At 71.5% G+C, this 17,927-nt stretch carries 18 protein-coding genes; 11 read left to right on the top strand and 7 right to left on the bottom strand.

What is annotated here, in order from left to right:
- Positions 1 to 197: 197 nt before the first annotated feature.
- Both ABT053_RS14210 and ABT053_RS14205 read right to left on the bottom strand, forming a co-directional pair.
- Complete coding sequence (locus tag ABT053_RS14210; protein WP_350969420.1) at positions 198 to 632, bottom strand: YbaB/EbfC family nucleoid-associated protein; 435 nt, start codon at positions 630 to 632, stop codon at positions 198 to 200.
- A complete protein-coding gene (locus tag ABT053_RS14205) occupies positions 629 to 1,438 on the bottom strand; it encodes a hypothetical protein (protein ID WP_350969419.1) in 810 nt (269 codons plus the stop codon). Before ABT053_RS14205 ends, ABT053_RS14210 begins: the two co-directional genes overlap by 4 nt.
- A 5-nt stretch (positions 1,439 to 1,443) precedes the next feature.
- Between ABT053_RS14205 and ABT053_RS14200 the strand changes: the two genes are divergently transcribed.
- A complete protein-coding gene (locus tag ABT053_RS14200; protein ID WP_350969649.1) occupies positions 1,444 to 1,656 on the top strand; it encodes a pentapeptide repeat-containing protein in 213 nt (70 codons plus the stop codon).
- Here ABT053_RS14200 and ABT053_RS14195 read toward each other — a convergent pair.
- Positions 1,610 to 1,912, bottom strand: a complete 303-nt coding sequence (locus ABT053_RS14195; RefSeq protein WP_350969418.1) for a hypothetical protein — start codon at positions 1,910 to 1,912, stop codon at positions 1,610 to 1,612. The genes ABT053_RS14200 and ABT053_RS14195 overlap by 47 nt on opposite strands.
- A 203-nt stretch (positions 1,913 to 2,115) precedes the next feature.
- Here ABT053_RS14195 and eccB point away from each other — a divergent pair, with 203 nt between their 5' ends.
- From eccB to ABT053_RS14170, 5 genes are all read left to right on the top strand, one after another.
- Positions 2,116 to 3,552 (top strand): type VII secretion protein EccB, encoded by a 1,437-nt coding sequence (gene eccB / locus ABT053_RS14190; RefSeq protein ID WP_350969417.1) that lies wholly within the window; start codon positions 2,116 to 2,118, stop codon positions 3,550 to 3,552.
- 108 nt (positions 3,553 to 3,660) lie between these two features.
- The gene (locus ABT053_RS14185) at positions 3,661 to 3,975 is read left to right on the top strand and encodes a WXG100 family type VII secretion target (protein ID WP_344917994.1); all 315 of its coding nucleotides are present in this window, start codon (positions 3,661 to 3,663) and stop codon (positions 3,973 to 3,975) included.
- Positions 3,976 to 3,998: 23 nt separating this feature from the next.
- Complete coding sequence (locus ABT053_RS14180) at positions 3,999 to 4,304, top strand: WXG100 family type VII secretion target (RefSeq protein WP_344917995.1); 306 nt, start codon at positions 3,999 to 4,001, stop codon at positions 4,302 to 4,304.
- A gap of 105 nt (positions 4,305 to 4,409) precedes the next feature.
- Entirely contained in the window at positions 4,410 to 4,781 is a 372-nt protein-coding gene (locus ABT053_RS14175) for a hypothetical protein (RefSeq protein WP_350969416.1), read from the top strand.
- 4 nt (positions 4,782 to 4,785) lie between these two features.
- Positions 4,786 to 6,264: a WXG100 family type VII secretion target gene (locus tag ABT053_RS14170; protein WP_350969415.1), complete on the top strand. Its 1,479-nt coding sequence runs from the start codon at positions 4,786 to 4,788 to the stop codon at positions 6,262 to 6,264.
- A gap of 140 nt (positions 6,265 to 6,404) precedes the next feature.
- Here the strand turns inward: ABT053_RS14170 and ABT053_RS14165 are convergent, their stop codons facing one another.
- Entirely contained in the window at positions 6,405 to 6,827 is a 423-nt protein-coding gene (locus ABT053_RS14165; RefSeq protein ID WP_350969414.1) for a nuclear transport factor 2 family protein, read from the bottom strand.
- A 90-nt stretch (positions 6,828 to 6,917) separates the two neighbouring features.
- Here ABT053_RS14165 and ABT053_RS14160 point away from each other — a divergent pair, with 90 nt between their 5' ends.
- Complete coding sequence (locus ABT053_RS14160) at positions 6,918 to 7,460, top strand: MarR family winged helix-turn-helix transcriptional regulator (RefSeq protein WP_350969413.1); 543 nt, start codon at positions 6,918 to 6,920, stop codon at positions 7,458 to 7,460.
- Positions 7,461 to 7,485: 25 nt separating this feature from the next.
- Positions 7,486 to 8,127 (top strand): MBL fold metallo-hydrolase, encoded by a 642-nt coding sequence (locus ABT053_RS14155; protein ID WP_350969412.1) that lies wholly within the window; start codon positions 7,486 to 7,488, stop codon positions 8,125 to 8,127.
- Between the two features lie 155 nt (positions 8,128 to 8,282).
- Here ABT053_RS14155 and mnmA read toward each other — a convergent pair whose 3' ends face one another.
- Both mnmA and ABT053_RS14145 read right to left on the bottom strand, forming a co-directional pair.
- Positions 8,283 to 9,353: a tRNA 2-thiouridine(34) synthase MnmA gene (gene mnmA / locus ABT053_RS14150; protein ID WP_350969411.1), complete on the bottom strand. Its 1,071-nt coding sequence runs from the start codon at positions 9,351 to 9,353 to the stop codon at positions 8,283 to 8,285.
- Between the two features lie 401 nt (positions 9,354 to 9,754).
- Positions 9,755 to 10,918, bottom strand: coding sequence for a cysteine desulfurase family protein (locus tag ABT053_RS14145; RefSeq protein WP_350969410.1), 1,164 nt, complete (start codon positions 10,916 to 10,918; stop codon positions 9,755 to 9,757).
- Positions 10,919 to 11,031: 113 nt separating this feature from the next.
- On the opposite strand from ABT053_RS14145, the gene ABT053_RS14140 reads away from it, so the two are divergent.
- The 3 genes from ABT053_RS14140 to ABT053_RS14130 all read left to right on the top strand — a co-directional run bounded on the left by ABT053_RS14140 (position 11,032) and on the right by ABT053_RS14130 (position 16,584).
- Positions 11,032 to 11,538 carry a TetR/AcrR family transcriptional regulator gene (locus ABT053_RS14140; RefSeq protein WP_350969409.1) on the top strand — a complete coding sequence of 169 codons (507 nt, stop codon included), beginning with the start codon at positions 11,032 to 11,034 and terminating at the stop codon, positions 11,536 to 11,538.
- Positions 11,539 to 11,762: 224 nt separating this feature from the next.
- Positions 11,763 to 13,055 (top strand): MFS transporter, encoded by a 1,293-nt coding sequence (locus ABT053_RS14135; protein ID WP_350969407.1) that lies wholly within the window; start codon positions 11,763 to 11,765, stop codon positions 13,053 to 13,055.
- A 337-nt stretch (positions 13,056 to 13,392) separates the two neighbouring features.
- A complete protein-coding gene (locus ABT053_RS14130; RefSeq protein ID WP_350969405.1) occupies positions 13,393 to 16,584 on the top strand; it encodes an amidase family protein in 3,192 nt (1,063 codons plus the stop codon).
- A 379-nt stretch (positions 16,585 to 16,963) separates the two neighbouring features.
- On the opposite strand, the gene ABT053_RS14125 is transcribed toward ABT053_RS14130, so the two are convergent.
- Positions 16,964 to 17,917 carry an electron transfer flavoprotein subunit alpha/FixB family protein gene (locus ABT053_RS14125; RefSeq protein WP_350969403.1) on the bottom strand — a complete coding sequence of 318 codons (954 nt, stop codon included), beginning with the start codon at positions 17,915 to 17,917 and terminating at the stop codon, positions 16,964 to 16,966.
- Positions 17,918 to 17,927: the final 10 nt, after the last annotated feature.

Here is a 17,927-nt window from a genome sequence, read left to right as displayed (position 1 = left end):
CCCCCGGCCCGACCCGGCTCCACCCACCCGCTCCCTGCTCCGCCTGCCTCCGCCCGGCTCCCGTCCCGCCGGGGTTCCGTACGGCCCGGGGGCCCGTGCCGTACGAAATCCCGGATCCGTGTCGCCCGGGAGCGCGTACGGCCCGTACCCTCCGAGCGTGCCGGGCAGGGCCGGGCCGGATAGTGCCGGGCGGGCGGTCAGTCGCGGGTCAGGTCGTCCAAGGTGCGGACGAGGTCCTGGCCGATGTCCTCGAAACGGCGGCGGGCGTCGGCCATGTCCAGCGGGAGCGGGTCGCCGCCGGTGGCGGCGCGGAGCAGTTCCTCGTTGGCGCGGGCGGCGGCCTCCTGGGCGGCGCGGACCGCCTCGGTCACCGCCTCGGCGACGGCCTGGCTGTCCAGGCGCATGATGCGCGGCTCAAGGGTGACCTCCTTGATCCGCCCGGTGCCGTCCACCAGGGCGCGGGCCAGGCCGTCGGCACCGGTCCCCTCCCCGGTGACGGTCTCCAGCTCGCCGAAGACCCCGCCGAGCCGCCGCAGCGTCTCCTCGCTCTGCCGCACGACGGCGTCCAGGTCCTCCAGCCGCAGGTTCTCGGGGTTTCCCAGGTGCGGGTTCCCGAAGTTGGGGTCGCTCACTTGTACGGCTCCGGCATCTCTTTCTTGGGGGACAGCCACTCGAACGTCCCGCCCTTGGGCAGCTGGGGCGCCTGGCCGGGCGCGCCCGTGGGCGCCGCCTGGTACGGCAGCAGCGAGGGATCGATCCTCGCCTTGGTGAAGTCGACCTTGGCCGAGCCGGTGGGCTCCAGGTTGAACGACTGGACCCACGCCTTGCCGGAGAAGTAGACCGACATGCTCCCGGCCACCGAGGCGACGAGCTTGCCCAGCGCGCCGGTCGACACGGCGATGACCTGGCTTGCCAGCGTGCCCAGCATCCTCAGGTTGACCATGGCACTGGCCGCGTACGGGGTCGCCAGCATCGCCGCCGCGATCGTCGCGAGGGCGAGCAGGGTGGCCGCGATCTTGGCGATGGCGAGCCAGTACGCGCGGTAGGCGTCCCCCAGCTCGTCGACGATCCCGGCGATGTTCTTGACGTAGGCGCGCAGGCTCTCCAGCGCCTCCTGCATCCGCTGGACGGCGTCGTCGAACGCCTCCCTGTCGTCGGCGATCCACCCCTCCTTCTCCTTCGTGAGCAGGACGGCGACGTAGCTCTTCACCGCGGTGTCCAGACGCGAGTGGATGGACTCCCAGTTGTTGTAGGCGTCGGCCATGCCCGGCACGTTCGCCACGGCGGTGCTCGCGATCGCCACGCCCGCCCAGGCCGTGGGCGCCAGCCTGGCACCGCCCTTGAGGGTGGACAGGACCTTGGAGGAGTTCGTGATCACCCCCTTGGCGCTCTTGCCCGCCGTCAGCGGGCTCGGCCTCCCGCCCGGTCTCGCGGTCACGTCAGATCTCCCTCCCCCGGCTCACCGACACACAACTCACCGGTACACGGCTCACTGGTACACGGTTCGCTGATACGCAACTCACCGACGCACAACTCACCGGTACGCGGCTCGCTGATACGCGACTCACCACCGCACGACTCACCGGTACGCGGCTCGCTGATAAGCGGCTCACTGGTACACGACGGTGCTGTTGTCCTCCGCGGTCCGCCAGTTGACGCGGGCGGTGGTCAGCGCGGCCGTCCACGACTCCAGCACCTCCACCGCGGCGTCGAACTTCTCCCCGACGTCCCGCTGTACCTCCCGGTAGCGCATCCCGACCGCGAGCTCGCCGACCGCCCCCCAGCCGGGAAACCCGACCGTCGTGTCGCCCAGCATCGCGTGCATCTCCCTGATCCTCGGGATGACGTCCTCCTCGATCTCCTTGCGAATCCCCTCGATCGCCTTGGAGGTGACGTACTTCTCCTGGGTCATGCGGCCTCCGTGATCACGTGTTCCCGGACATCTCCTACCATCCCGAGCCGGTCCCCCCGCCCACCTCGAAGGCCTGTTCACGGGGTCGCCGACGGCCGGAAACGTCCGGTACCACCGCCGTTCACCACCGGTGGCCCGTGCACCGCCCGGCGATCACGCTTCTATGCTGTCGGCGACCGCGCATCCGGCGAGGCGGAGGTGGGATGCAGACCCGTCGTGATCTCTATCAGGCGCACCGGCTGATGACCCAGCGCCTGGGCATGGCCCTGCTCCAGGGCGAGCCCGACGTGCCCGAGTCGCCGATGCGCAGGCACAACGTCGCGACGTTCTGCGGCGTGCTGGTCGCGGTGCTGGTGGCCGTGGCGTTCGGCATCTACGGCCTGCTGAAGCCCGGCGGCGCCACCGCGCTCACCGCGCCGGGGACGGTGATCGTCGAGGAGGAGTCGGGCGCGACCTTCGTCTACAGCGCGACGCGGGGCCAGATGATCCCGGTCGCCAACGTCACCTCGGCCCGGCTGCTGCTCGGCGGCGGGCAGGGCGGGCAGAACGTGGCGGTCCGCACGGTCTCCACGGCGTCGCTCGCGCGCTTCCCGCGCGGGCTCATGGTCGGCATCCCCGGCGCCCCCGAGTCCCTGCCGCCCCGCGAGCGGCTGGTCCGCGCGCCCTGGTCGGCCTGCGTGGTCGAGGGCGTGGACGCCGCCGGTACGCGTACCCCGCACACCTCGCTGATCGGCGGCTTCGCGGTCGGCGGCACCCCGTTCGGGCGGGACACCGCGATGGTCGTGGAGGAGGGCTCGCAGACCTGGCTGCTCTGGTCGGACCGGCGGATGCGGGTGCCGCAGGAGAGCCTGCGGGCGCTGACCGAGGAGCAGCCCCGGCAGGTCCCCGCGGCCTGGCTCAACGCGCTGCCCATCGGCCCCGACTTCCGCGCCCCGGCGCTCGCCGCGCGCGGCAGGGTGGTGCGCGGCCCCGACGGCGGGCGTTCCGTCGCGGGCCGGATCTACACCGTGCGCGCGGCGTCGGGCGGCGCGGCCAAGTGGTACGTCCTGCTCCCCGACGGCCTGGCCGCGCTCACGCCCGCCCAGGCCGACCTCCTGCTCCAGGACCCGGCCAGCAAGAGGGCGTACGGCAGGGCGCCGGTGCGCGCCGTGGAGATCGACGCGGCGACCGCGAACGGGATGCGGCGCTCGGCCACCCGTTTCGACCCCGCGGGGCTTCCCACGGCCATGCCGCGGGTCATCGCCCCCGACCCCGCCTCGCCCGTGTGCGCGGTCTACGCCGACACCGAACGCGGATCGACCCGGGCGCGGCTGACCGTCGGCAGCACCATGCGCATCCCCGCGCCGCCGGCGGGCCGGTTCGACCAGGACTCGGTGGACCAGGTCGTGCTCCCACCGGGCACCGCGTCGCTGGTGGGCGTGCTGCCGGGGAACGGCAGGCTGGACGCGGTCACCTCGGTCTTCCTCGTCAGCGACCAGGGGCGGCGGCACGCGGTCACCGCGACGGAGTCGCTGGCGAGCCTCGGCTACACCGCCGCGGACGTCGCGCCGCTGCCGGCGCACATCGTGCACCTGATCCCGCAGGGCCCCGCGCTCAACCGGACGGCGGCGGCGATCCCGGTACCCGTGGGACAACCGTGATCCCCGTTACCAACGGTATATCTGTTTGTTATTGGTGAGAGACGTAACGGCTGTCCACTTTGTAATGATCGAAAGTCCCATGCCAGTCGAACACCATGGAGGTGTCACATGGTCCAGAAGACCTCCGCGTACCATTCGCGGCTTGGCGAGGCGTCACAGAAGACCGACGACGCCAAGAACACGATCAACCAGATCAAGACCCAGCTCGAAGGCCACCGGGGCGAGCTGCGCTCCGGCTGGGACGGCCAGTCGGCGGTCTCCTTCGACGGCGTGTTCAACGCCTGGAGCACCGAGATGACCAACATCCTGCGCGAGCTCGAGGGCCTGTCCATCAAGCTCAAGAACATCCAGAAGAACTACGAGACGGCCCAGGAGAACCAGACCGCCGTGTCCAGGCGGCTCGGGGCCGACATCAACAGCTGACGGATTCGGAAACGGGGATCACCATGGCTAGCGACTTCGACCGCACTCTTGTCGACTTCGGCCAGATGGACCGCTCTGCCGGCGACTTCGCCCGGCAGTGGCAGATGCTTGAAGGCACCCTCCAGAACCTGGAAGGGGACCTCGACCGGTTGCTCGGTGACTGGGAGGGCGACGCGCGCACGGCCTACTACGGCGCCCGCGCCCAGTGGGACGCGGCGTCCGGCCGGATGGCCGCGCTGCTCCAGCGCCTCGGTGGCGTCATCGAGATCGGCAGGGAGAACTTCGCGATGACCGAGAAGGTCAACGTCACGATGTTCGACGGGCGCTGATCCCGCGAGCGGAGCGGGTCACGGCGGTGCCGCGGCCCCACCTGAGCGGGGAGAACCAACCGGGTCGCGGCGGTGCCGCGGCCCCTTAGCAACGGGGAGAGAGGCATGCCACCTCTTGAAGACAGGGCCGCGTCCCCCTGGCCCGGCCTCGACAAGAACCGTCCGGCCGTCGAGATCAAGCGCGACCGGATCAAGCAGCTCCTCAAGGCTCTGGAGGAGGACGTCGCACGTCTGGAGGGCTCGAACGAGGGAGCCCTGCAGGACATGCGGTCCATGACCAACCTGACCGAGGCCCACTTCGGCACCTGGGACACCGCCAAGGACCTCGCCAGGACCACGGGCAAGGCCCACGTGAAGATCGGCGCGGTCTACCAGGACACCGTCGCCAAGTATCGGGCCGCGATCGAGCTGCTGCGGGCCGCCGCCTACAACTACCAGAACGCCGAGCAGGCCAGCACCACGAACAAGACGAGCTGAGGAGATGGGCAACGACCACGCGCTTCACCACATCAAGTTCGACGGTGAGGGCCCTCCCGGAATCGGCAGCCGTGGCCACTACAGCGGCTACAGCGCCGAAGAGATCAAGGCCATGCTGGAGGCCACCAACCCGCGGGCCATCGAGGACGCGGGCCACGCCTACAGTTCCGCGGCGGGCACACTGCGCGACAGCCACCTCCTGATCAGGCAGGTCGCCGGCGAACTCGCCCAGGTCTGGAGCGGCGACGCCTCGGTCGAGGCGCAGAACGCGCTCCAGCTGGTCCACAAGACGGTCAACGAGCTGGCCACCCGCTGCGGCGAGCTCGGGCAACCACTGACCCACTACGGCAGGGAGGTCCTTCCCAAGTACATCGACTACGCCGTCAACAGGCCGTCGATGGGAGGGTTCCTCGACGCCGTCGACTTCCTCCCGGGGGACGACATCGCCACCGGGAAGATCGGCGACACCTACCTCTTCACGAACAAGTCGACGAACGACTTCGCCCGTGAGGACCTGATGGCGCTCAACCAGGAGCTGGTCAACCTCTACAACAGCATTCCCGCGACCGTGGAGAAGGACCTGCCCCAGCTGAGCGGCGCGACCACCCCTCCGCTCACCACCCAGGGCTACCCGGGCGGCACCGAGGGCTATCCGGGAAGCGGCTATCCCGGCGGGGGTTACCCCGGCGGTGCCGGTTATCCCGGCGGCGGCTATCCGGGGGGCGGCGGTTACCCCGGCGGCGGGGGCTACCCCGGCGGCGGTTATCCGGGAGGCGGTGGCTACCCGGGAGGCGGTGGTTATCCGGGTGGGGGCGGCTATCCCGGCGTCTCCAACCCGGCCTACCCCGGCGTCTCCGACCCGGCCTATCCGGGCGGGCCCGGCACGAACGTTCCCGGTGTTCCCGGCGCCGGCGACCCCGGCACGGGTGGCCCGCCGGGAAGCGGGACCGTCCCGCCCGGGCTCTCCACCGACCCGGCGGTCCTGAACCCGAACAACCCGAACCCGGGCCTGGACCCGAACGATCCGCGCAACACCAAGCTGGCCGGTTTCGAGCCCACCGTGCCGGGTGGTCCCGGCACCGGGCTCGGTCCCGGCACGGGCCTCGGCCCCGGCACCGGGCTCGGCCCGGGCACGGGACTCGGTCCCGGGACCGGGACAGGCCCCGGCACCGGTATCGGCCTGCCCACCGGCGGTGGCGGCGGAGGGGGCGCGGGCCCCACCTCGTTCGGCCAGAACGGCCCCGCCGGGCCGAGTTCCTGGGTCGGCACGGGCGGCACCACCGGGACCGGCGGCGGTTTCGGCGGCGCCGCGGGCCCTCGGGCCGACGGCCGCGGCGGCATGGGCATGGGCGGCATGCCGTTCATGCCGATGGGCGGCGCGGCGGGCGAGGGGAACCAGGATCGCGAACGCTCCACCTGGCTCACCGAGGACGAGGACATCTGGGGTGGTGACGGCGGCACCGCACCGCCCGTGATCACCTGACAGGACCGCGGGGGGGGCACCCTTCCCGGCAGCCCCCCGCGCGTTCCCCCTCCGGCCTCCCCCTCTCCCCCCGCGAGAAGCGTCCTCCCCGAGACCCCCCGAGGCCCTCCCCGGAGACCACGGCCCGGGGCACGCCCGGCTCAGGCGGTCTCATCGCCCTCATCGCCCCAGAAGGCGTCGACCTCGTACTGGTTCCGGCTGTGGAACCAGCCCTCGGCGATCCTGCCGTCGCGCATCGTCATGACGTGGGCGAGGTTGTTCTCCAGCGGGAGGTCGCGGTCGGGCCGGGAGGCGGTGTAGGTCGTGAGGGCCACGGCCGTCTCGTCATCCGACAGCACGCGGTGCACGGTCAGCTTGAGCGTGCCGCCGGTGACGGTGAAGGCGTGGGCGACGAAGCCGAGGACGGCGTCGCGTCCGGCGTAGTCGCCGGTGTTGGCGCCCCGCCCCGGGACGTGCAGGACCGAGTCGGGGGTGAGCGCCCTCCCCGCGCCCTCCAGGTCCCCCGCGCCGAGGGCGTCGTAGAGATCCCGTACGGCCTGGGCGTTGCGCTGCGCGTCGTTCATGATGATCCTCCCAAAGAATTTCGACGTAGAAATAGTTGCACCCAGGTATTTCGATGTCAAACTATTGGGACCGAGACGTGAGGAGCGCGCATGGAAGACCCGGACGCCGGTGTCCAGCGGATGATCGAGCAGTGGAACAGGGAGATGCCCGACGTGGACCCGCGGCCGATGGCCCTGTTCGGCCGCCTGACCCGTGCCGACACCCTCGCGGGCACGGCCATCGCCGCGACCCTGCGCGCCCACGGCCTCAACCGGGGGGAGTTCGACGTGCTCGCCACCCTGTACCGCTCCGGGGTCGCCGAGGGACTGTCGGCCGGGGCCCTGTCCTCCTCGATGCTGCTCTCACCCGCCGCGACCACCAACCGCGTCGACCGCCTGGAGGCGGCGGGCCTGCTGGTCCGCGCCCCCGATCCCTCCGACGGCCGCGGGGTGCGGGTCCGGCTCACCCCCGAGGGGCGCGAGCTCGTCGGCGGCGCGGTGGGCGACCACCTCCGCGGCATGGAACGGATGCTCTCCGGCCTGTCGGCGGCCGAGCGCGAGCAGCTCTCCGGCCTGCTGGCGCGGCTGCTCCACAGCATCGCCGCCGGGGATCGGGCCGGGGGCGCGACGGTGCCGCCCCCCGCGGGAGCATGATCCGGCACGCCCATAAAGTGAGGGGATGAGACTCACGAAATTCGGGCACGCGTGTGTCCGCCTGGAGAAGGACGACTCCGCCCTCGTGATCGACCCGGGCTCCTTCAGCGAGGAGTCCGCGCTCGACGGGGCCCGGGCCGTACTCATCACCCACGAGCACTTCGACCACGTGGACGCCGACCGGCTACGCCGGGCGGCCGGGGCCAACCCGTCCCTGGAGATCTGGACCAACGAGGGCGTGGCCGCCGCGCTCGCCGACGTCCCCGCGAAGATCCAGGTCGTATGGCACGGCGACACCTTCGACACGGCCGGGTTCGGGGTGAGGGTCGTCGGCGAGTGGCACGCCCCCAACCACCCGGACATGCCGATCGTGCGCAACGTCGGTTTCCTGGTGGACGAGGAGGTCTTCTACCCGGGTGACGCGTTCACCCCGCCGGGCGTCGAGGTGCCCACCCTCCTGGTGCCGACGAACGCGCCGTGGATGAAGGCGTCGGAGATGGTCGAGTATCTCCGCCAGGTCCGCCCCGCCCGCGCCTTCTCCACCCACGACGGCCTGCTCAACGACATCGGGCTCCGGCTGATCGACATGTGGCTGGAGACGGAGTCGGACAAGCAGAAGGCCGACATGCGCCGCCTCAAGCCCGGCGAGTCGGTCACCCTGCCCTAGAGCCGCGACGCCTCAGCGCCCCGGAGTCCCTGCGCCTCAGCGCCCCGGCGCCCCGGCGCCCCGGCGCGGCCGGACGCGCCCGGAGGACGCGCCCGGAAAGCGGGCTCAGCCCGGAGAACGGGCTGCTCGGAGAACAGGCTGCTCGGAGAACGGGGTCAGGAGGCGGAGGCGATGGTGGCCGAGCCGATCACGGTGTCGCCGAGATAGAGCACGGCCGCCTGGCCCGCCGCGACCCCGGTGGCCGGGCTGTCCAGCGTGATGTGGACCTCCCCGCCGGAGAGCTGGGCGCGGCAGCCGTACACCTCGCCGTGGGCGCGGAGCTGGACCGTGCAGGCCAGCGGCTCGCGCGGCTCCTCCGCCGGGCCGTTCCAGACCGGCCGCTCCGCGACGATGGTCGTGACCTGGAGGGACGAGCGCGGGCCGACGGTGACCGTGTTGGAGACCGGCTCGATGGACAGCACGTAGCGCGGGCGGCCGTCGGGGGCCGGGCGGTCGATGCGCAGGCCCTTGCGCTGGCCGACGGTGAAGCCGTAGGCGCCCTCGTGGCCGCCCACGACCTCGCCGGACTCGTCGACGATCGGACCCCGCTCCGTGCCGAGGCGGTCGGCGAGGAAGCCCCGGGTGTCGCCGTCGGCGATGAAGCAGATGTCGTGGCTGTCGGGCTTGTCGGCCACCATGAGGCCACGCCGGGCGGCCTCCTCGCGCACCTGGGCCTTGGTGGAGTCGCCCAGCGGGAAGATCGCGTGACCGAGCTGCTCCCTGGTGAGCACGCCCAGGACGTACGACTGGTCCTTGCCCTGGTCGGGGCTGCGGCTCAGGACGCCGTCCGCGACGCGCGCGTGGTGCCCGGTGGCCACCGCGTCGAAGCCCAGCGCGAGGGCCCGGTCGAGCACCGCCTCGAACTTGATCTTCTCGTTGCAACGCAGGCACGGGTTGGGCGTGCGCCCGGCGGCGTACTCGCTGACGAAGTCCTCGACCACGTCGCGGTGGAACCGCTCGGCCATGTCCCATATGTAGAAGGGGATGCCGATCACGTCGGCGGCCCGGCGGGCGTCTCGCGAGTCCTCGACCGTACAGCACCCGCGGGCGCCGGTCCGATAGGACTGGGGGTTGGCGGAGAGGGCGAGGTGGACACCGGTGACGTCATGGCCCGCCTCGGCGATGCGGGCGGCCGCCACGGCGGAGTCGACGCCACCGGACATGGCGGCAAGCACACGAAGACTCATAACCCCCTGAGCGTACCCGCGCCGGCGCCCACCTCGTCGGGCCGGGAGGCCCCGGAACCGCCCGCCGATCCGCCCACGGGGCGACGGAAGGCCGGAGGGACCGGATCCGCACCATCCGCGCCACACGGGATCGGGCTCGGACCCGCCACGAACCCCCGTACGGCACCGATCGGCTCAGGCCCGCTCGCTCAGGCCCGCACGGCGGGCAAACTCAGCTCAGGACCGCTCAGCTCAGCCCGCTCAGCTCAGCCCGCTCAGCTCAGGCCCGCGCGACAGGCCCGCTCAGCTCATAGGCCCGCGCGGGGGGGCGCGCTCAGCTCAGCCCGCTCAGCTCAGGACCACTCAGCTCAAGGCCCGCACGACGGGCCCGCTCAGCTCAAGGCCCGCGTGGCGGGCCCGCTTCAGCTCAGGCCCGCGCGGCGGGCGCGTTCGACGACGTGGCCGATGACCTCGGCCAGCCGGTCCACGTCCTCCTCGGTCGAGGTGTGACCGAGGGAGAAGCGCAGCGAGCCACGCGCCCGGAACCCGTCGGCGCCCATCGCGAGCAGTACGTGGGAGGGCTGCGCCACCCCCGCCGAGCAGGCCGAGCCCGTCGAGCACTCCACGCCCTTGGCGTCCAGGAGCATGAGCAGGGCGTCGCCCTCGCAGCCGGGGAAGGAGAAGTGGGCGTTGCCGGGAAGGCGGTTCACCGGGTCGCCGTTGAGGATCACGTCGGGCACCGCCTGGCGGACCCGGCGGATGAGATCGTCGCGGAGGCCGGTCAGCCGGGCCGAGTTCTCGGCCTGCCGGGCCACCGCGGCCCGCACCGCCGTGGCGAAGCCGGCGACGGAGGGGGCGTCGAGCGTGCCGGAGCGGACGTCGCGTTCCTGGCCGCCGCCGTGCAGCACCGGCACCGGGTCGACGCCCCGGGCGAGCAGCAGGGCGCCGACGCCCATCGGGCCGCCGACCTTGTGCCCGGAGAGCGTCAGCGCGTCGACCCCCGAGTCGGCGAAGACCACGGGGAGCTGGCCGACGGCCTGGACCGCGTCGGTGTGGAAGGGGATGCCGTGCTCCCCCGCGATCGCGGCGAGCTCGTGGACGGGCTGGACGGTGCCGACCTCGTTGTTGGCCCACATGACGCTGACCAGGGCGACGCTCTCCGGGTCGCGCTCGATGGCCTCGCGGAGGGTCCGCGGGTGCACCCGGCCGAACTCGTCGACGTCGAGCAGCTCGACGGCCGCGCCCTGGTGGGCGCTCAGCCAGTGCGCGGGGTCCAGGGCGGCGTGGTGCTCCACCGCGCTGATCAGGATCCGGTCGGCGCCTCCGGCGCGGCGGGCCCAGTACAGGCCCTTGACGGCGAGGTTGTCGGCCTCGGTGCCGCCCGCGGTGAAGACGACCTCGCTGGGCCTGGCGCCGAGCGCGGCGGCGATGGTCTCCCGCGACTCCTCCACGACCTGGCGGGTGCGGCGGCCGGTGGCGTGCAGGGAGGACGCGTTGCCGACCCGGACGAGCTGGGCTGTCATCGCCTCGATCGCCTCGGGAAGCATCGGCGTGGTCGCCGCATGATCGAGATAGGCGGACTTCACGGCCGCATTCCCCTCCCCCAACTCGCTGTCAACCTTCCAAGCGTATCCGCGCCCGCGAAGGGCCCGATCCCCGGAGTTGACCACTAAACCGTCCAGACGGTACAGTAACGGCCATGAGACGGGAAGAGCTGTTGGACGCGGCAGAGGATCTGCTCTGCGACCAGGGCTCCCAGGCGCTCACCCTGGCGACCGTCGCGGAGCGCGCCGGATGCAGCAAGGGCGGTCTGCTCTACCACTTCGGCACGAAGGAAGCCCTGATCAAGGGCATGGTCGAGCGGCTGATCGAGGAGTTCGACGAGATCGTCGCGGCCCAGGGCCACGACACCTACACGAAGAACTATCTGGAGGCCACGTTCACCGCCGTGCAGAGCGGCAGGCTGCGGCGCTGGGCCGTGGTGACCGGAGCCTCCGGCAACCTCTATCTCCTGGCCCCGCTGCGAGAGGCGATGGCCCGCTGGCACCGCGAGGGGCTCGACAACGAGCCCGACCCGGAGGCGGCGCAGATCGTGCGCCTGGCCTGCGAGGGCCTGTGGGACGTGGCGAGCCACGACCCCGACCTCTACGACGCCGAGCACTTCGAGGTCCTGAAACGGCGCCTGCTGGCCCTGCTGCCCGCCTGACCTGGCCCCGCTGCCCGCCTGATCGCCCCGCTCGCCACGTCGGCACGGCCCGCCTGATCATCTCGGCGCCGCGACGCGCCCGGCAGCGGGCATCCGTCCGATCATTCACCTGACCAGGGGAAACACCCACAAAGATTGGTGGTCGCTTTCGCACGCGCGAAAGCGACCGACTTTGGTGTGCCCGCTCCCCGGTTTGTCAAAACATTTATTGAAGGGATTGAGTCATGACCCGCGACCTGAGAGCGGCTCGAACCGGGGCGGTTCTCACATTCGTGCTCGCAGGCCTGCTGTGCGGATCGATGACCGTGCGCATTCCGGCACTCTCCGACAAACTCGGGCTGTCCGAGTCCTCGGTGGGCGCCACCCTCCTCGTGTGGGGGCTGGGAGCGCTCGTCACCATGCAGTCGATGCGCGGGGTGATGACGCGCTTCGGTAGCCGGAGCATCCTGCGGGTCGCGGCTCCGCTGACCGCGATCACCCTGGCGCTGCTCGCGGTGGCGCCGTCGTTCCCCCTGGTCCTTGCGGCGAGCGGCCTGTTCGGCATGGCGTTCGGCGCGGTGGACGTCGCGATGAACGCGCAGGGGTCGGCGGTCGAGCGCGCCTACGGGCGCCCGCTGATGAACGGCATGCACGCCGGCTGGTGCGTGGGGGCGATCTCCGCGGGCCTGCTGGGCACCGCGGCGATCGCGGCGGGGCTCTCGATCACGGTCCATCTGACCCTGGTCGCCCTGCTCGCGCTCCCCGTGGCGGCCCTCGTCAGCCGCTCCTACCTGCCCGACCCGGTGACGGCCATCGGCCGCTCGGCCAAGAACCGCCCGGCCAAGAACCAGCCGATCAAGGACCGTTCATCCAAGGACCGCTCGTCCGAGGGCCGTTCATCCGAGGGCCGCTCGCCCGAGGACCGGGGCGTGGCGCGACGCCGGATGCCCCCGGTGGTCTATCTCCTCGGCGTGATCGCCTTCTGCGCGTTCATGGTCGAGGGTACGGTCGCCGACTGGAACGGCCTGTACCTGCGGGACGTGCTGGGCGCCCCGGAGGCGCTCGCCGCCCTGGGCTACCCGATCTTCGAGGCGGGCATGCTGGCCGGTCGCCTCACCGGTGACCGCGTCCGGGCCCGCTTCGGCGCCCGCGGCATGATGGTCGCCTCCGGCCTGGCCACCGCCGCGACCTTCGGCGTGGTCCTCACGGCCCCCACGGCGGCGATCGCCATCTCGGCCATGCTGTTCGTGGGCGTGGCCGTGGCGACGGTCTCGCCGATGGCGATGTCCCTGGCGGGCGGCGCGACCGGCGATCCCGGTCCGGCCATCGCCCAGACCGGCGCGATGGGCTACGCGGGACTGCTGCTCGGCCCCGTGATCATCGGTTTCCTCTCCGACCTGGTCACGCTCAGGGTGGGCCTCGGCATCGCCGTGGTGCTCGGCGTCCTGATCGCCGTGGCCGCGTGGTTCCTGCCCCGCTCCCGCGCGGTCACCGTCCCGCTGGAGCCCGCCGGACGCGAGCTCTCCATGGCGGCCTAGGAGCCGTCCGGGGCCCGGATCCGGCTGGGGCTCGGTGGCGGGCCGGTCGTGGTCGCTAGAACTCGGACGTGGCGCGCTTCGACGTGACGGATGCGGAGGGGGCGTCGATCGAGCCGTGCCTGCCGGTGGCGGCCACCGGGCCGCCACCACGGCGGGTGCGTGATCGGTTCGACCCGGCCATGATCCTCGCCGTGGCCGATGGAAGGTTCCAGGCAAACGGACACCGTAATAAACCAGTCAGTACGGCACGTTTCTCCCCGGGAACATATAGGACATATCACCGTAACGGATGATCTATAGCGTCACGCGCAATACCGGGTTCCTTGAGGAGCACGTGGTGCGCAAAGTCCTGATCTCCCTCCTCTCCCTCTCCCTCTCCATCACTCTTGTCGCCGTACAACCCCAGCAGGCCAGCGCCAAGGTCGAACTCGACCTTGAGACGCTGACCGGTGCCGAGGCCGTATCCCTCATGGCCTCCGGCAAGCTGACCTCGGTCGACCTGACCAAGGCGTACATCGACCGGATCACCGCGCTGAACAAGCGCGGGCCCGGCCTGAACGCCGTCACGGATCTCAACCCCGACGCGTTGAAGGAGGCCGAGGCCTACGACCGCCTGCGCAAGAAGGGCAAGTCGCTCGGCCCGGCCATGGGGCTGCCGATCCTGCTCAAGGATCTGATCGACGTCGAGGGCATGCCCACGACGGCGAACAACTGGTCGCTGCGCCAGTCCTTCCCCGCCTCCGACGCCGGCATCACCAAGAAGCTGAAGGAACGCGGCGTCGTGATCCTCGGCAAGGTGGGACTGTCGGAGTACGCCAACAGCTTCGGCTCGCAGCCCTCCGGGTTCGGCAACTACGGCGGCCAGGTCATCAACGGCATCGACGCCGACCAGAACCCCTCCGGGTCGTCGTCGGGCACTGGCGCGGCCATGGCCGCGGCGCTGTCGACGCTGGGCATCGGGACCGAGACCTCCGGTTCCATCATCTCGCCGTCCAACGCGCAGTCGCTCGTGGGTCTGCGGCCGACCGTGGGCCTCGTGCCCGGTTACGGCATCGCGCCCATCTCGGCCTCGCAGGACATCGCCGGTCCGATGGTCCGCACGGTCTCCGACGCCGCGCTCACACTGGCCTCGATCGCCGGGCCCGACCCGGTGGCCGACGCCGGGTACAGGGCCATGTTCGGCGACGACTACATCGCCAAGGGCATCATCCCGCCGCTCCCCGCGACGCTGCCCGACTACACCAAGGCCATCGATCTCGAGTTCGTGCGCGGCAAGAAGATCGGGTACAACGGCACCCTCACCGAGGGCAGCCCGCTCAAGATCGCGTACGACGCCCTGGCCGCCGCCGGCGCCGTCCTGGTGCCCCGCCCGCAGGCGACGATCCCCTCGCTGCCCGCGCTGCCCAGCGGCTACGAGCAGCACAAGAGCATCGACTCCTACTACGAGCGGCTCGGCCCGCAGGCGCCGATCAACTCGCTGGTCGAGGAGGTGCAGGTCAACCAGGCCGAGGCTCACCAGGCGCTCAAGTTCGGCAACGTCAACCACCTGAACTCGTCGCAGGCGGACGTGACCCCGGGCGGGGCCAACGAGCAGGCGTACCGGACGAACCTCGCGATCCGTAAGGCCGCCTGGCACAAGGCCATCGACGACATGGTGACGTACACCAACTCGGACCCGGCGCAGCCGGCCGACCCGGTGATCGCCATCCTGGGCGGCGCGCCGAGCGCCCCGCAGGCCGGTTACCCGTCGATCACGATCCCGATGGGCTACACCGCGACCCAGCGGCGCGCCCAGAACGTGCAGGTCCACGGCGACGCCTACAGCGAGTTCGACCTGCTCGGCGTCGCCTACGTCATCGAGCAGGCCACCAAGCTGCGCCGGCCGGCCAGCCTCGTGAACCCGAGCATGTACCGCTGCGCGAAGACGACCCCGGCTCCGCCGTTCGCCGGGCGCGGCGCCTGCAACCCCGACTACGACGCCGTCCTCAAGGTGACCGGCTACGACTCCCGGCCGCTCGGTTTCTCGCTGGAGACCGAGACGGCGCAGAGCCTGATCCGGAAGCTGAACAAGGATGAGGTCTCGGCCGAGGAGCTCACCCGCGCCTACCTCGACCGCATCGCGCTGACCAACGCCGAGGGCCCGGCCACCCAGGCCGTACGCGAGATCAACGCCGACGCGGTCAAGGAAGCCCGCAAGCTCGACCAGGAGCGGTGGAAGTACCGCACCGGCGAACCTACAAGCCCGAACGACACGCGCCCGCCGCGTCCCGCCCTCTGGGGCCTGCCGGTGCTGGTCAACGACACCATCGACGCCAAGTCGCTGTCGACCACGGGCGGCTCGATCGCCCTCCAGGGTCTCAAGCCGGCCAATGACTCCGCCCTCGTGGCGAAGCTGAGGGCCGCCGGCGCGATCGTGCTCGGCAAGACCAACGTCACCGAGCTGAACGGCGTCTTCGACGCCAACCTGCCGAAGGGCTACTCCTCGCTCGGCGGCCAGGTCCTGCTCCCGAACGACACCGACAAGACCCCCGCGGGTTCGTCGGCCGGCGCCGCGGCGGCCACCGCCTCGGGTCTGGCCGCGATCACGATCGGCATGGAGACCTCGCCCGACTCGGCGCAGCTCCTCGCCCCGGCCGACGCGGCCGGTGTGGTGGGCCTCAAGCCGACCGTCGGCCTGGTCAGCACGACCGGTGTGCTCCCTGTGGCCAAGTCGCAGGACGCCCCCGGCCCGATCACCCGCAGCGTCGGCGACGCCGCGACGATCCTCAACGTGATCGCCGACCCGGCGAGCCCGGTCGACTACACGAAGGACCTCAAGGCCGACGCCCTCGCGGGCAAGAGGATCGCCGTGGTGTCCAGCACGAGCGCCCCCTACCAGGAGGCGATCGCCAAGCTCCAGGGCCTCGGCGCGACCGTCACCGAGGTCTCGGTCGCCGCACCGGCCGCGACCGACAGCGTCGTCGCCACCGAGTTCAAGCGTGACCTGAACGCCTACCTCGGCGCGGCCAAGCCCGGCACGACGCTGAAGAGCATCATCGACTACAACGACGCCAACCCGGTCGAGGGCCTGAAGTACCAGCAGGGTCAGCTGCTGGCCGCCCAGGCGATCGACCTGTCCGACCCCGCGACGAACGCCAAGTACACGGCCGACCTGGAGGCCGGCAAGGCCGCCAACAAGGCCGTCCTGGACAGCGTCCTGAGCGGGTCCGACCTGATCCTGGTCCCGAGCGGCAGCAACGTGATCGGCTACGCCGACCGCGCCGGCTACCCCGCGCTCACCATCCCCGCCGGGTACGGCGCGCAGCAGAGCTCGTCGGGCCGCAACCCCATCGGTGTGACGCTGATCGGCGGCGCCCTCTCGGAGGCGAAGCTGCTGGCCGGCGGCTACGCGCTGGAGCAGGCGATCGACGACCGCCTCGCCCCCAGCTACACCAACCCCAGCATGTGGCGCTGCGTCCCGGAGAGTACCTTCTTCACGGGCGAGTTCTGCCTGCCGGGCGACCGCCTGGCCCCTCGTTACAAGGGCTGATCACCAGTTGAGGAGAAGGGCCCGCGGTCTCCCCGCGGGCCCTTCTCTCGTTCGTTGCGAGGTACGGCCTGAGCCGCCCGTCCACTGCCTGACTCGGGCCGGGGCCGGGCCCTCCGCGGGGAGGGGTCCGGCCTGGTAGGAGCCGGTACCGCGGTCGACATCCGGCGGCAAGCCGGCCACGCCCCGGCGGCGGGCACCGGTACCGCGGTTGACGTCCAGCGGCAGGACGGCCACGCCTCGGCGGCGGGCATCGGCCAGGATCAGTCTTTTGGGGTACCGGTCAGGGCCATGTGTGAGAGGCCCTGCGGGCCCGCGAACCGGCGGAGGGGGTACGGGCGCGATGTGCCCGTACCCCCTCTGACGCGCCGTGACCTGCCGGTCACTTGCGCTTGGTGACCTCCTGGGTCAGCTGCGGGACGATCTGGTGCAGGTCGCCCACGACGCCGTAGTCGGCGAGCTCGAAGATCGGCGCCTCGGGGTCCTTGTTGATCGCGACGATCGTCTTGGCGGTCTGCATGCCGGCCCGGTGCTGGATGGCGCCGGAGATGCCCGCCGCGATGTACAGCTGCGGCGAGACGGTCTTGCCGGTCTGGCCGACCTGGAACTGGTGGGGGTACCACCCCGCGTCGGTGGCGGCGCGGGAGGCGCCGACGGCCGCGCCGAGCGAGTCGGCCAGGTCCTCGATGATCGAGAACTTCTCGGCCGAGCCGACGCCCCGGCCACCGGAGACCACGATCGCGGCCTCGGTGAGCTCCGGGCGCGCGCCCTTCTCCTCCTTGACCCGCTCCACGATCCTGGCGCCCTTGGCGGCGTCGGACACGGTGAAGGTGACGCGCTCCTCGGCGCCCGCGCCCGCGGCGGCCTCGATCGGGGTGGCGTTGGGGCGCACCGCGACGATCGGGATGCCCTTGGTCACGCGCGACCGGACGTTGATGCCGCCGCCGAAGATGGACTGGTCGGCGACCAGGCCGTCCTCGATGCCGACGACGTCGGTGAGCACACCGGAGTCGATCTTGATGGCGAGACGGCCGGCGATCTCCTTGGCCTCGGCCGTCGCGGCGACGAGCACCGCGACCGGCGACTTCTCCCCCACCAGGTGGGCGAGCAGCTCCGCCTTGGGCGCCACGACGTAGTCGCTGACCTCGGCGGAGTCGGCCAGGTAGATCTTCTCCGCGCCGTACTCGGCGAGCCTGGCCTGGGCCTCGGGAGAGTAGCCGTCGCCCGTCCAGACCGCCGACGGGGTGCCCAGCTTCCTGGCGAGCGTCAGCAGCTCAAGGGTGACCTTCTTGACCTGGCCCTCGACGTGCTCGACCAGAACGAGAATCTCGGACATTCCAGCTAAC

Source organism: Streptosporangium sp. NPDC002524, from assembly GCF_040295985.1.
Lineage (GTDB): Bacteria > Actinomycetota > Actinomycetes > Streptosporangiales > Streptosporangiaceae > Streptosporangium.
Note: the sequence above shows the minus strand (reverse complement) of the source record. Positions and strands in the feature narration are given on the sequence as shown.

Excerpts from the sequence above, each read along its gene's own strand:
- ABT053_RS14155 (WP_350969412.1), top strand. The coding sequence starts at position 7,486 with ATGAGACTCACGAAATTCGGGCACGCGTGTGTCCGCCTGGAGAAGGAC.
- ABT053_RS14185 (WP_344917994.1), top strand. The coding sequence starts at position 3,661 with ATGGTCCAGAAGACCTCCGCGTACCATTCGCGGCTTGGCGAGGCGTCA.
- ABT053_RS14140 (WP_350969409.1), top strand. The coding sequence starts at position 11,032 with ATGAGACGGGAAGAGCTGTTGGACGCGGCAGAGGATCTGCTCTGCGAC.
- mnmA (WP_350969411.1), bottom strand. The coding sequence starts at position 9,353 with ATGAGTCTTCGTGTGCTTGCCGCCATGTCCGGTGGCGTCGACTCCGCC.
- ABT053_RS14180 (WP_344917995.1), top strand. The coding sequence starts at position 3,999 with ATGGCTAGCGACTTCGACCGCACTCTTGTCGACTTCGGCCAGATGGAC.
- ABT053_RS14160 (WP_350969413.1), top strand. The coding sequence starts at position 6,918 with ATGGAAGACCCGGACGCCGGTGTCCAGCGGATGATCGAGCAGTGGAAC.
- ABT053_RS14195 (WP_350969418.1), bottom strand. The coding sequence starts at position 1,912 with ATGACCCAGGAGAAGTACGTCACCTCCAAGGCGATCGAGGGGATTCGC.
- eccB (WP_350969417.1), top strand. The coding sequence starts at position 2,116 with ATGCAGACCCGTCGTGATCTCTATCAGGCGCACCGGCTGATGACCCAG.
- ABT053_RS14170 (WP_350969415.1), top strand. The coding sequence starts at position 4,786 with ATGGGCAACGACCACGCGCTTCACCACATCAAGTTCGACGGTGAGGGC.
- ABT053_RS14125 (WP_350969403.1), bottom strand. The coding sequence starts at position 17,917 with ATGTCCGAGATTCTCGTTCTGGTCGAGCACGTCGAGGGCCAGGTCAAG.
- ABT053_RS14165 (WP_350969414.1), bottom strand. The coding sequence starts at position 6,827 with ATGAACGACGCGCAGCGCAACGCCCAGGCCGTACGGGATCTCTACGAC.
- ABT053_RS14135 (WP_350969407.1), top strand. The coding sequence starts at position 11,763 with ATGACCCGCGACCTGAGAGCGGCTCGAACCGGGGCGGTTCTCACATTC.
- ABT053_RS14175 (WP_350969416.1), top strand. The coding sequence starts at position 4,410 with ATGCCACCTCTTGAAGACAGGGCCGCGTCCCCCTGGCCCGGCCTCGAC.